At 57.1% G+C, this 12,676-nt stretch carries 8 protein-coding genes, 6 tRNA genes and 3 rRNA genes; 1 reads left to right on the top strand and 16 read right to left on the bottom strand.

The genetic code is table 11. The annotated features are described in order from the left end of the window. Positions 1 to 131 precede the first annotated feature (131 nt). The 11 genes from rplL to AC5LXX_RS01355 form a co-directional block, all read right to left on the bottom strand. Complete coding sequence (gene rplL, locus AC5LXX_RS01405) at positions 132 to 506, bottom strand: 50S ribosomal protein L7/L12 (protein WP_006477198.1); 375 nt, start codon at positions 504 to 506, stop codon at positions 132 to 134. Between the two features lie 63 nt (positions 507 to 569). Then, entirely contained in the window at positions 570 to 1,067 is a 498-nt protein-coding gene (gene rplJ, locus AC5LXX_RS01400; protein ID WP_059232621.1) for a 50S ribosomal protein L10, read from the bottom strand. A 308-nt stretch (positions 1,068 to 1,375) separates the two neighbouring features. After that, entirely contained in the window at positions 1,376 to 2,071 is a 696-nt protein-coding gene (gene rplA / locus AC5LXX_RS01395) for a 50S ribosomal protein L1 (protein ID WP_124456905.1), read from the bottom strand. Beyond that, positions 2,072 to 2,503, bottom strand: coding sequence for a 50S ribosomal protein L11 (gene rplK / locus AC5LXX_RS01390; RefSeq protein ID WP_006477201.1), 432 nt, complete (start codon positions 2,501 to 2,503; stop codon positions 2,072 to 2,074). 141 nt (positions 2,504 to 2,644) lie between these two features. Continuing rightward, on the bottom strand, positions 2,645 to 3,202 hold the full coding sequence (nusG, locus tag AC5LXX_RS01385) for a transcription termination/antitermination protein NusG (RefSeq protein WP_006400672.1): 558 nt from the start codon (positions 3,200 to 3,202) through the stop codon (positions 2,645 to 2,647). A gap of 1 nt (position 3,203) precedes the next feature. Further along, entirely contained in the window at positions 3,204 to 3,584 is a 381-nt protein-coding gene (gene secE / locus AC5LXX_RS01380; protein WP_006482892.1) for a preprotein translocase subunit SecE, read from the bottom strand. 43 nt (positions 3,585 to 3,627) lie between these two features. Next, a tRNA-Trp gene (locus tag AC5LXX_RS01375) sits at positions 3,628 to 3,703 on the bottom strand. A gap of 59 nt (positions 3,704 to 3,762) precedes the next feature. Beyond that, complete coding sequence (gene tuf, locus AC5LXX_RS01370) at positions 3,763 to 4,953, bottom strand: elongation factor Tu (protein ID WP_011350666.1); 1,191 nt, start codon at positions 4,951 to 4,953, stop codon at positions 3,763 to 3,765. 66 nt (positions 4,954 to 5,019) lie between these two features. Next, a tRNA-Thr gene (locus AC5LXX_RS01365) sits at positions 5,020 to 5,094 on the bottom strand. A gap of 24 nt (positions 5,095 to 5,118) precedes the next feature. Further along, a tRNA-Gly gene (locus AC5LXX_RS01360) sits at positions 5,119 to 5,192 on the bottom strand. Positions 5,193 to 5,235: 43 nt separating this feature from the next. Continuing rightward, positions 5,236 to 5,321 (bottom strand) — tRNA-Tyr (locus tag AC5LXX_RS01355). 845 nt (positions 5,322 to 6,166) lie between these two features. Here AC5LXX_RS01355 and AC5LXX_RS01350 point away from each other — a divergent pair. Further along, positions 6,167 to 6,454: a hypothetical protein gene (locus AC5LXX_RS01350; protein ID WP_493410277.1), complete on the top strand. Its 288-nt coding sequence runs from the start codon at positions 6,167 to 6,169 to the stop codon at positions 6,452 to 6,454. A gap of 738 nt (positions 6,455 to 7,192) precedes the next feature. On the opposite strand, the gene rrf is transcribed toward AC5LXX_RS01350, so the two are convergent. The 5 genes from rrf to AC5LXX_RS01325 all read right to left on the bottom strand — a co-directional run bounded on the left by rrf (position 7,193) and on the right by AC5LXX_RS01325 (position 12,385). Continuing rightward, positions 7,193 to 7,305 (bottom strand): 5S ribosomal RNA (gene rrf, locus AC5LXX_RS01345). A gap of 127 nt (positions 7,306 to 7,432) precedes the next feature. Beyond that, a 23S ribosomal RNA gene (locus AC5LXX_RS01340) occupies positions 7,433 to 10,314 on the bottom strand. Positions 10,315 to 10,594: 280 nt separating this feature from the next. Then, positions 10,595 to 10,670 (bottom strand) — tRNA-Ala (locus AC5LXX_RS01335). A gap of 41 nt (positions 10,671 to 10,711) precedes the next feature. Continuing rightward, positions 10,712 to 10,788, bottom strand: a tRNA-Ile gene (locus tag AC5LXX_RS01330). 64 nt (positions 10,789 to 10,852) lie between these two features. Further along, a 16S ribosomal RNA gene (locus AC5LXX_RS01325) occupies positions 10,853 to 12,385 on the bottom strand. The 16S, 23S and 5S rRNA genes sit together here with 2 tRNA genes alongside, the layout of an rRNA operon. Between the last annotated feature and the right edge of the window lie 291 nt (positions 12,386 to 12,676).

The raw sequence follows: 12,676 nt of genomic DNA, 5'->3' as shown, positions 1-12,676 counted from the left end.
ATGAGGCGGTTTTCTTTGGCTTCTGGGACCGATTATTCGGGCTCCCGAATGAGTGCCAGAATAACGTTCCCACAAAGCACAAAAAGGCCGGCGGTGAAAATACCGCCAGCCTTCGCACAGCGCGTCGAAACTTACTTGACTTCGACCTTCGCGCCTGCTTCTTCCAGCTTCTTCTTGGCTTCTTCAGCAGCAGCCTTGTCGACGCCTTCCTTGACGGGCTTCGGTGCACCGTCAACCAGGTCCTTCGCTTCCTTCAGGCCCAGGCCCGTCAGTTCACGAACGGCCTTGATGACCGAAACCTTGTTCGCGCCGGCTTCAGCCAGGACGACCGTGAATTCGGTCTTTTCTTCTGCAGCAGCAGCAGCGCCGCCGCCTGCCGGGCCAGCGACTGCCACTGCAGCTGCCGACACGCCAAACTTCTCTTCGAACGCCTTGACCAGTTCGTTCAGTTCCAGAACGGTCATCCCTTCGACTGCTGCCAGGATGTCTTCTTTTGCGATTGCCATTTGAAATACTCCTAAATTGAATTCGGATACAGCCAGCGATCAATGACGCTGATGCACGTTCGCTTACGCAGCTTCCGCTTGCTTCTTCTCGGCCAGCGCTGCCAGAGCACGCGCGAAGCCCGAAACAGGCGATTGCATAACGAACAGCAGCTTCGAGAGCAGTTCTTCGCGGCTCGGGATGCTTGCCAGCGCTTGCACGCCAGCCTTGTCCATCACCTTGCCATCGAACGAACCAGCCTTGATGATCAACTTGTCGTTGCTCTTGCCGAAGTCGTTGACGACCTTAGCAGCAGCAATTGCATCTTCCGAGATGCCGTAGATCAACGGACCAGTCATCTGCTCTGCCAGCGGAGCAAACGGCGTACCTTCAACGGCGCGACGCGCCAGCGTGTTCTTCAACACGCGCAGGTAAACCTTTTGCTCACGCGCTTGCGCGCGCAGCTTGGTCAGATCGCCAACCGCAATTCCACGATACTCAGCCAGCACAACGGTCTGGGCCTTCGCGACTTGCGCGGAAACCTCAGCGACGACGGCTTGCTTGTCTTCTCTATTAAGCGGCACGGTTAGCCTCCAGAAACGATACGTTCGGCGTGGCCGGCATGGCCGAAACCTCACGTACCTCGTTCAACAACGGCGTCCGACCTCGTTAGGAGTATTTCCACCTCACGCCGCGAATCGCTTCGCGGCCTGCGGCTTCACCACTGCAAAACTTTTTCGGGTTCGCCATCTGCGTTGGCTTGAATTAAGGGATCACCTGCCTGCTGCGTCCCACCAACGGTCTTTGATAACCGGTTGCCCGCCATGCTGCACGAACAACCGCCCAAAGCCCATGTAGGCCGCTTCGCGAACGAAGCGGCCCGAATACTTTCTTACGCTGCCAGCGTAGCCTGGTCGACACGCACGCCGACGCCCATCGTGCTCGACAGTGCGATCTTGCGCAGGTACACGCCCTTGCTCGTTGCCGGCTTGGCCTTCTGCAGCGCTTCGATCAGCGCCGACAGGTTCGAACGCAGTGCGGTCGGTTCGAACGATGCACGGCCGATGGTCGCGTGGATGATACCGGCCTTGTCGACACGGAATTGCACCTGACCAGCCTTCGCGTTCTTGACGGCGGTTGCGACGTCCGGCGTGACCGTACCGACCTTCGGGTTCGGCATCAGGCCGCGCGGGCCGAGGATCTGGCCGAGCGTACCGACGATACGCATCGTGTCCGGCGAAGCGATCACGATGTCAAAGTCCATCTGGCCAGCCTTGATCTGCTCAGCCAGGTCTTCCATACCGACGATTTCCGCGCCTGCTGCACGAGCCTGCTCGGCCTTTTCGCCTTGCGCGAACACGGCAACGCGCACCGACTTGCCCGTACCGGCCGGCAGAACGACCGAACCACGAACGACCTGGTCCGACTTCTTTGCATCGATGCCGAGCTGGACTGCGACGTCGATCGACTCGTCGAACTTCGCGCTCGCGCATTCCTTCACGAGGCTCAGTGCGTCTTCGATCGCGTACAGCTTCTGACGATCAACCTTGGCGGCAAATGCCTGACGGCGCTTGGAGATCTTAGCCATTTACACGCCCTCCACAGTGATGCCCATCGAGCGTGCGCTACCAGCGATGGTGCGAACGGCTGCGTCCAGATCAGCTGCCGTAAGGTCCGGCATCTTGGTCTTTGCGATTTCTTCAGCTTGAGCGCGCGTGATCGAACCGACCTTGTCGGTGTGCGGCTTGCTCGAGCCCTTGTCCACCTTCGCCGCCTTCTTGATCAGGACGGTTGCCGGCGGCGTCTTCATCACGAACGTGAAGCTCTTGTCAGCGAATGCCGTGATGACCACCGGCACCGGCAGACCCGGCTCCATGCCTTGAGTCTGCGCGTTGAACGCCTTGCAGAACTCCATGATGTTCAGGCCGCGCTGGCCCAGTGCCGGACCGACCGGCGGCGACGGGTTGGCTTTACCTGCAGGGATCTGCAGCTTGATAAAGCCGATAATCTTCTTTGCCATTTGTGAACCTCATTGGAACGCCGGAAAGGCGTTCGGTGAGTAATAACGCGCGTTCGCCGCTGGCTACTGACGCTCCTCAACGGCCATGACGCGGGCCGTAAGCGCGAAGGTGGGCAGCCGAGGCTGCCCACCGAATCGGGATCAAACTTTTTCGACCTGGCCGAACTCGAGTTCGACCGGGGTGGATCGGCCAAAAATGGTGACCGACACACGCACGCGCGATTTCTCGTAGTTGACTTCTTCGACGGTGCCGTTGAAGTCCGTGAACGGGCCTTCCTTGACACGCACCATCTCGCCAACTTCGAACAGGGTCTTCGGGCGCGGCTTTTCGACGCCTTCCTGCATCTGCGACATGATCTTCTCGACTTCCTTCGGGGAAATCGGGGTCGGGCGGTTACGCGCACCGCCGACGAAACCGGTGACCTTCGCGGTGTTCTTCACGAGGTGCCACGTTTCGTCCGTCATTTCCATTTCCACCAGCACGTAGCCGGGGAAGAAACGACGCTCGGTCACAGCCTTGTGGCCGCCCTTGACTTCGACCACTTCTTCGGTCGGAACCAGGATCTGACCGAATTTGTCCTGCATGCCAGCACGTTCGATGCGCTCCTGAAGCGCACGTTGCACGCTCTTCTCCATACCGGAGTAGGCGTGCACGACGTACCAACGTTTTCCGCTCGGGGATGCCGGAGTATCGCTCATATCATTTCCAACCCAGAATCGCCGAGAAAATCACCCATTCGATCGATTTGTCACTCAACCAGAGGAAAATCGCCATCACGAGCACGAAACCGAACACGACGAGTGTAGTTTGCGTTGCTTCCTTGCGGGTGGGCCAAACGACCTTCCGGACTTCCTTGTACGAATCCTTGGCAAAGGCGATGAGACTCTTGCCAGGAGCGGACATCAGTCCGACGGCCACGCCGGCGATGATACCCACCGCCAACGCGGCACCGCGGACATACCACTGCTGATTGGCCAGCCAGAAGAAGCCCACGAATCCGGCCAAGACCAGCAATACGCCCAGGGCCAGCATCAGCTTATCGCCGGAGGTATTTACAGTTTCGACGGATGGATTCGCCATAACACCTTAAAACAAATGCCACGTAGGACACGTGGCTATTTTTTGGCAGGGGCAGAGGGAATCGAACCCCCAACCTTCGGTTTTGGAGACCGACGCTCTGCCAGTTGAGCTATACCCCTAAACCATGTTGGGGCCGGCTGTTGCCAGCCCCAAAACTGTCGATCAACGAATAACTGGCTTACTCGATGATCTTGGCGACGACGCCGGCGCCGACGGTACGGCCGCCTTCGCGGATTGCGAAGCGCAGACCTTCTTCCATCGCGATCGGAGCGATCAGCTTCACCGTGATCGACACGTTGTCGCCCGGCATCACCATTTCCTTGTCCTTCGGCAGCTCGATCGAGCCCGTCACGTCCGTCGTACGGAAGTAGAACTGCGGACGGTAGTTGTTGAAGAACGGCGTGTGACGGCCGCCTTCGTCCTTGCTCAGCACGTACACTTCAGCCGTGAAGTGCGTGTGCGGCGTGATCGAACCCGGCTTCGCCAGAACCTGGCCACGCTCCACGTCTTCACGCTTCGTGCCGCGCAGCAGGATACCAACGTTGTCGCCTGCCTGACCCTGGTCCAGCAGCTTGCGGAACATTTCAACGCCCGTGCAGGTCGTCTTCACCGTCGGCTTGATACCGACGATTTCGATTTCTTCGCCGACCTTCACGATGCCGCGCTCAACGCGACCCGTCACCACCGTACCACGGCCCGAGATCGAGAACACGTCTTCCACCGGCATCAGGAACGCGCCGTCAACTGCACGCTCCGGCGTCGGGATGTACGTGTCCAGCGCGTCGGCCAGGCTCATGATCGCCACTTCGCCCAGCTCGCCCGTGTCGCCTTCCAGCGCCAGCTTGGCCGAACCCTTCACGATCGGCGTGTCGTCGCCCGGGAAGTCGTACTTCGACAGGAGTTCGCGAACTTCCATCTCGACCAGCTCGAGCAGTTCTGCGTCGTCCACCATGTCGCACTTGTTCAGGAACACGATGATGTACGGAACGCCAACCTGGCGTGCCAGCAGGATGTGCTCACGCGTCTGCGGCATCGGGCCGTCAGCTGCCGAGCAAACCAGGATCGCGCCGTCCATCTGCGCTGCGCCCGTGATCATGTTCTTCACATAGTCAGCGTGGCCCGGGCAGTCGACGTGTGCGTAGTGGCGGTTGGCCGTTTCGTACTCGACGTGTGCCGTGTTGATCGTGATGCCGCGCGCCTTTTCTTCCGGTGCCGCGTCGATCTGGTCGTATGCCTTCGCTTCGCCGCCGAACTTCTTCGTCAGAACCGTCGTGATCGCTGCCGTCAGCGTCGTCTTGCCGTGGTCAACGTGACCAATCGTACCAACGTTCACGTGCGGCTTGGTCCGCTCGAATTTACCCTTGGCCATTTTCGACTCCCAAAAGGAATTTCACAGGTTGCGCCGCGCGCAAACAAGACACTGACTTTTTACTGCTGGTGCCCATGGGCAGGATCGAACTGCCGACCTCTCCCTTACCAAGGGAGTGCTCTACCACTGAGCCACATGGGCGCTTTACGCTTCAACTTAGCGGTCTGGAGCGGGTGAAGGGAATCGAACCCTCGTCGTAAGCTTGGAAGGCTTCTGCTCTACCATTGAGCTACACCCGCACGGGCCACTAACGATTCCCTACCGCTCACTGCGCTGATATCTTGGTGGAGGAGGTTGGATTCGAACCAACGTAGGCGTAAGCCAACAGATTTACAGTCTGCCCCCTTTAGCCACTCGGGCACCCCTCCGTAGAGAACTGACGATTATGGGGGTGCATCGCACTCGTGTCAAGCACATCCGGAAGATTATTTTCACTCTCTTCCTGACTCCTGCTTTACGACCGATCCCCGCGCCCGCCCGGCTAAGGCAAGCACGAGATGCTGCCGACCGGCGCCACATCTTCGTCAGACTCCGCCCTTAGCGCCGATCTGCATCTGCGCTAAAAACGAAAGACCGCCATGATACGACCTCTTTCGCACAATGCCAAGCGGGTAGACGAAAATTTCCGCAAATTTCGTGCCGGACGACTTCGCCGCCCCCACCCGCGGCATTTTTCGGCGGCTTCGGGGCCCGCCGTTGGCGGGAAATCCGGATTTCGCTCGTCCCGGCGCGCGGCTGCCTGACTCGAGCTCGCGGCTGTACCGTGCGCGGGGTTATCCGCACTTTCCGGCGCTCCGGCCCTGTAATGGCACCATTGCGTCCACGCGAGATGTGGGCCGAGCTCCGTTAGCCCCGCCCCTGTCGACGCCGGTCGCCGGTCGCCGGTCGCCGGTCGCCGGTCGCCGGTCGCCGGTCGCCGGTCGCCGGTCGCCGGTCGCCGGTCGCCGGTCGCCGGTCGCCGGTCGCCGGTCGCCGGTCGCCGGTCGCCGGCAGGATACCCGGCTTCCATCATCTTCCACGCGAATTCTCAGGCGCCCGCTCGCTCTCACGATTGCCTTCACCGCCGTGACCATACCGACCGCACATGCGGCCGATCTCGCAGGCGCGTAGCGTCGCTCGCGCATCATTGCCAAAATCCGTCAGCAGGCTCGGGAAGACAGCCACACCACAGGACTCACCAGAACGACTGCAGCGCTCTGTTGCACATGACCAGTTGAAGTCGGCGCTCGATGCCGGCAGCCTGAGCTCGGCCCATATCGGCTCGCCGGTCGCGCAGCCGATAAATCAGGATTCGAGCGCCTATGCATGGCTGCTCAACGGGGCGTCCGCCCACCTCATCGCTGCCGGCGACAGCGCCCCGCCAGCCGAATCTGACAATGCGGCGCGCCTGGACACATTGCAGCCCCAGCTCGCCGACAATATGCGCTCACACCCAGGTGGGCCTGACAAGCTCCGAGCCGCGACCTCGGCAAACGTCCTGGAGTGCCGCGCCAATTTCTGACGGCTTCCGCCCGACCACGCACACACGTTGCGACTGGCACTGCCACCGGATCCCCTGCCTTCCAGCGAGCCGGGCACCCAATATCTCGGATGAGCCTGTTGCGGGCGATATCTGGTGGATGGGCGAAGAACGGCGCTTGATAGCGCCACTTCGTGTTACTCGATGCAATTCCGGCACGGAACTTCTTTGCGCCTCGATCGTTCAGCGCCTTCGACAAGAAACGTCTGGTTCAGGCAAGCGGAACCCGGCATGCCACTCTCGCGGACGGCGCATCTGGTCGCGAGAAACGCAAAACGCGCATCGTAGTCGCGGAACGAGTGCCGCAACTTTCGCAGGAGATGCGCTCAGTACGCGCGCTGATGGGAAGAAATGGTTAATTGCCGAACAGCAAGACGCATTACGTCTGGCCGCGCGCGGTGTCGCGCAAATCTCTGGCAGGAAATTGCAGCAAATTGGCGGTCGAGCACTCGATCAGAACGGCTGCCGACCGAGAGCTGCACCACTCTTCGAACAGCCGACGGGAGGATGCCGACCTCGGCAACATCCGTTGCCGGTGCTCAGCCACCCCAAGTAGTCGGAGTGAATTTGCGCCGATTGCGTGAATGTGATCTCGGCTCTATTCGACGTCATCAACGCTTCAGCTCCGGCCGCATTGCGCCTGGCCGACGGCCTGCGCACATTTCTGCCGCACCAATGCAAAAACCCCCGCCTTTCGGGCGGGGGTTCTTGGCTTAGGGAGCCTGACGATTACCTACTTTCACACGGGAATCCGCACTATCATCGGCGTAGAGTCGTTTCACGGTCCTGTTCGGGATGGGAAGGGGTGGGACCGACTCGCTATGGTCATCAGGCAAAGAGGGTTGTTGTGCTGGCTTTGCAGCACAACCAATCTTGGAAGAAGCAGTAATTAGGTTGTGTGTATCACACACGAGAATTCAACCGTCCGACGCGCTCTGTAGCGCGAAACAGACTTGTTATAGGATCAAGCCTTACGGGCAATTAGTATCAGTTAGCTGAACGCATTACTGCGCTTACACACCTGACCTATCAACGTCCTGGTCTCGAACGACCCTTCAAGGGGATCTAGTCCCCAGGGATATCTCATCTTAAGGCGAGTTTCCCGCTTAGATGCTTTCAGCGGTTATCTCTTCCGAACATAGCTACCCGGCGATGCCACTGGCGTGACAACCGGTACACCAGAGGTTCGTCCACTCCGGTCCTCTCGTACTAGGAGCAGCCCCCTTCAAATATCCAACGCCCACGGCAGATAGGGACCAAACTGTCTCACGACGTTTTAAACCCAGCTCACGTACCTCTTTAAATGGCGAACAGCCATACCCTTGGGACCGGCTACAGCCCCAGGATGAGATGAGCCGACATCGAGGTGCCAAACACCGCCGTCGATATGAACTCTTGGGCGGTATCAGCCTGTTATCCCCAGAGTACCTTTTATCCGTTGAGCGATGGCCCTTCCATACAGAACCACCGGATCACTATGACCTGCTTTCGCACCTGCTCGACTTGTCGGTCTCGCAGTTAAGCACGCTTATGCCATTGCACTATCAGCACGATTTCCGACCGTACCTAGCGTACCTTCGTACTCCTCCGTTACGCTTTGGGAGGAGACCGCCCCAGTCAAACTGCCTACCATGCACTGTCCCCGACCCGGATCACGGGCCAAGGTTAGAACCTCAAACAAACCAGGGTGGTATTTCAAGGACGGCTCCACCGAAACTAGCGTTCCGGTTTCATAGCCTCCCACCTATCCTACACAGATCGGTTCAAAGTCCAATGCAAAGCTACAGTAAAGGTTCATGGGGTCTTTCCGTCTAGCCGCGGGTAGATTGCATCATCACAAACACTTCAACTTCGCTGAGTCTCGGGAGGAGACAGTGTGGCCATCGTTACGCCATTCGTGCAGGTCGGAACTTACCCGACAAGGAATTTCGCTACCTTAGGACCGTTATAGTTACGGCCGCCGTTTACCGGGACTTCAATCAAGAGCTTGCACCCCATCATTTAATCTTCCGGCACCGGGCAGGCGTCACACCCTATACGTCCACTTTCGTGTTTGCAGAGTGCTGTGTTTTTATTAAACAGTCGCAGCCACCAGTTTATTGCAACCCCTTCACCCTTTGCCCGCAGGGGCATCAAGCTACAAGGGCGTACCTTATCCCGAAGTTACGGTACCAATTTGCCGAGTTCCTTCTCCCGAGTTCTCTCAAGCGCCTTAGAATACTCATCTCGCCCACCTGTGTCGGTTTGCGGTACGGTCATCGTTAGACTGAAGCTTAGAGGCTTTTCTTGGAACCACTTCCAATTGCTTCGCTCCCTAGGGAGCTCGCGCCACACCCTTGAATTCCGCGCCCGGATTTGCCTAAGCGCCTTCTCCAATGCAGCGACCGGGACTTCCAACACCCGGACAACCTTCCGCGATCCGTCCCCCCATCGCATCTAACAATGGTGCAGGAATATTGACCTGCTTCCCATCAGCTACGCATTTCTGCCTCGCCTTAGGGGCCGACTCACCCTACGCCGATGAACGTTGCGTAGGAAACCTTGGGCTTACGGCGAGGGGGCCTTTCACCCCCTTTATCGCTACTCATGTCAGCATTCGCACTTCCGATACCTCCAGCACGCTTTTCAACGCACCTTCGCAGGCTTACGGAACGCTCTCCTACCATGCGTGCAAAGCACGCATCCGCAGCTTCGGTATATAGCTTAGCCCCGTTACATCTTCCGCGCAGGACGACTCGATCAGTGAGCTATTACGCTTTCTTTAAAGGGTGGCTGCTTCTAAGCCAACCTCCTGACTGTTTTAGCCTTCCCACTTCGTTTCCCACTTAGCTATATTTGGGGACCTTAGCTGGCGGTCTGGGTTGTTTCCCTCTTGACACCGGACGTTAGCACCCGATGTCTGTCTCCCGTGATTGCACTCTTCGGTATTCGGAGTTTGCTATGGCGGGGTAATCTGCAATAGACCCCCCAACCATGACAGTGCTCTACCCCCGAAGGTGAGACACGAGGCACTACCTAAATAGTTTTCGGAGAGAACCAGCTATTTCCAAGTTTGTTTAGCCTTTCACCCCTATCCACAGCTCATCCCCTAACTTTTCAACGTTAGTGGGTTCGGACCTCCAGTACGTGTTACCGCACCTTCATCCTGGCCATGGATAGATCACTTGGTTTCGGGTCTACGCCCAGCAACTGAACGCCCTATTCGGACTCGCTTTCGCTACGCCTGCCCTATACGGTTAAGCTTGCTACTGAACGTAAGTCGCTGACCCATTATACAAAAGGTACGCCGTCACCCCTTACGAGGCTCCGACTGTTTGTATGCATGCGGTTTCAGGATCTATTTCACTCCCCTCCCGGGGTTCTTTTCGCCTTTCCCTCACGGTACTGGTTCACTATCGGTCGATCACGAGTATTTAGCCTTGGAGGATGGTCCCCCCATCTTCAGACAGGATTTCACGTGTCCCGCCCTACTTGTCGCACACCTAGTTCTTTCATACTGTTTTCGCCTACAGGGCTATCACCTGCTATGGCCGCACTTTCCAGAGCGTTCGGCTAACAATACAAATAAAGAGTGCAAGGCTCATCCCATTTCGCTCGCCACTACTTTGGGAATCTCGGTTGATTTCTTTTCCTGCGGTTACTTAGATGTTTCAGTTCACCGCGTTCGCTTCACATGGCCTATGTATTCAGCCATGGATACTCCAAAAGGAGTGGGTTTCCCCATTCGGACATCTACGGATCAAAGCTTGTTTGCCAGCTCCCCGTAGCTTTTCGCAGGCTACCGCGTCCTTCATCGCCTGTGATCGCCAAGGCATCCACCACATGCACTTGTTCGCTTGACCCTATAACGAGTCTGTCTCATCGACAGTCGCTACAGGTTGAGTTCTCGCGTTGTGCCGTATTCCAATTGAGTCAAACTTAGAGTTCGAATCATCTTGAGATACATCGATACAATCACAACCCGGATAGTTTCCACGTCCATCTCAAGACGCTTCCGCTATCCAAATTACTTGCTTCTTCCAGATTGTTAAAGAACGACAGCCGATATCTGTTGATATCCTCTGACTGGCTCAATCGCCAATGACAAAGGTTCGACGAAGTCGAACACTTGTCATTGAGGATTGGTGGAGGCAGACGGGATCGAACCGACGACCCCCTGCTTGCAAAGCAGGTGCTCTCCCAGCTGAGCTATGCCCCCATGTACAGATGACCTCAGGTACCTATCGCTAGACAAGACATTGGTGGGTCTGGTTGGATTCGAACCAACGACCCCCGCCTTATCAAGACGGTGCTCTAACCGACTGAGCTACAGACCCCTGAGTCTGTCTTTAAATTTACAGCCGATAAGCGTGAGCGCTCAACTTATGCGAGAAGCTCTGGAAAGGAGGTGATCCAGCCGCACCTTCCGATACGGCTACCTTGTTACGACTTCACCCCAGTCATGAATCCTACCGTGGTGACCGTCCTCCTTGCGGTTAGACTAGCCACTTCTGGTAAAACCCACTCCCATGGTGTGACGGGCGGTGTGTACAAGACCCGGGAACGTATTCACCGCGGCATGCTGATCCGCGATTACTAGCGATTCCAGCTTCATGCACTCGAGTTGCAGAGTGCAATCCGGACTACGATCGGTTTTCTGGGATTAGCTCCCCCTCGCGGGTTGGCAACCCTCTGTTCCGACCATTGTATGACGTGTGAAGCCCTACCCATAAGGGCCATGAGGACTTGACGTCATCCCCACCTTCCTCCGGTTTGTCACCGGCAGTCTCCTTAGAGTGCTCTTGCGTAGCAACTAAGGACAAGGGTTGCGCTCGTTGCGGGACTTAACCCAACATCTCACGACACGAGCTGACGACAGCCATGCAGCACCTGTGCGCCGGTTCTCTTTCGAGCACTCCCACCTCTCAGCGGGATTCCGACCATGTCAAGGGTAGGTAAGGTTTTTCGCGTTGCATCGAATTAATCCACATCATCCACCGCTTGTGCGGGTCCCCGTCAATTCCTTTGAGTTTTAATCTTGCGACCGTACTCCCCAGGCGGTCAACTTCACGCGTTAGCTACGTTACTAAGGAAATGAATCCCCAACAACTAGTTGACATCGTTTAGGGCGTGGACTACCAGGGTATCTAATCCTGTTTGCTCCCCACGCTTTCGTGCATGAGCGTCAGTATTGGCCCAGGGGGCTGCCTTCGCCATCGGTATTCCTCCACATCTCTACGCATTTCACTGCTACACGTGGAATTCTACCCCCCTCTGCCATACTCTAGCCTGCCAGTCACCAATGCAGTTCCCAGGTTGAGCCCGGGGATTTCACATCGGTCTTAGCAAACCGCCTGCGCACGCTTTACGCCCAGTAATTCCGATTAACGCTCGCACCCTACGTATTACCGCGGCTGCTGGCACGTAGTTAGCCGGTGCTTATTCTTCCGGTACCGTCATCCCCCGACCGTATTAGGGCCAAGGATTTCTTTCCGGACAAAAGTGCTTTACAACCCGAAGGCCTTCTTCACACACGCGGCATTGCTGGATCAGGCTTTCGCCCATTGTCCAAAATTCCCCACTGCTGCCTCCCGTAGGAGTCTGGGCCGTGTCTCAGTCCCAGTGTGGCTGGTCGTCCTCTCAGACCAGCTACTGATCGTCGCCTTGGTAGGCCTTTACCCCACCAACTAGCTAATCAGCCATCGGCCAACCCTATAGCGCGAGGCCCGAAGGTCCCCCGCTTTCATCCGTAGATCGTATGCGGTATTAATCCGGCTTTCGCCGGGCTATCCCCCACTACAGGACATGTTCCGATGTATTACTCACCCGTTCGCCACTCGCCACCAGGTGCAAGCACCCGTGCTGCCGTTCGACTTGCATGTGTAAGGCATGCCGCCAGCGTTCAATCTGAGCCAGGATCAAACTCTTCAGTTCAAACCTGTTACTGTTTTCGGTTCAGTTAAGAACCGGTCGCTCACTCAAAGCTGACAGGAATATGAATCACTTCATAAACCTGACTTACTTTAGTGTGAGACTCTTGATACTTTTGCTATCTGATCCGAGGATCAGCTCGCTTTCATCAAGCGCCCACACTTATCGGCTGTTAATTTTTAAAGAGCATTCTGCGAGAAACTTCGTGTTTCCCAGCAGCGCTGCGTTTTCAGCAGCAGAGAAGCGAGATTATGAACCGTGTTTCGCAGCTCGTCAACAACTTTTTACATCACA

Source organism: Burkholderia torrens (assembly GCF_984668525.1).
This window is presented reverse-complemented; position numbering and strand designations above follow the sequence as displayed.

Excerpts from the sequence above, each read along its gene's own strand:
- rplL (WP_006477198.1), bottom strand. The coding sequence starts at position 506 with ATGGCAATCGCAAAAGAAGACATCCTGGCAGCAGTCGAAGGGATGACC.
- tuf (WP_011350666.1), bottom strand. The coding sequence starts at position 4,953 with ATGGCCAAGGGTAAATTCGAGCGGACCAAGCCGCACGTGAACGTTGGT.
- rplK (WP_006477201.1), bottom strand. The coding sequence starts at position 2,503 with ATGGCAAAGAAGATTATCGGCTTTATCAAGCTGCAGATCCCTGCAGGT.
- rplA (WP_124456905.1), bottom strand. The coding sequence starts at position 2,071 with ATGGCTAAGATCTCCAAGCGCCGTCAGGCATTTGCCGCCAAGGTTGAT.
- secE (WP_006482892.1), bottom strand. The coding sequence starts at position 3,584 with ATGGCGAATCCATCCGTCGAAACTGTAAATACCTCCGGCGATAAGCTG.
- nusG (WP_006400672.1), bottom strand. The coding sequence starts at position 3,202 with ATGAGCGATACTCCGGCATCCCCGAGCGGAAAACGTTGGTACGTCGTG.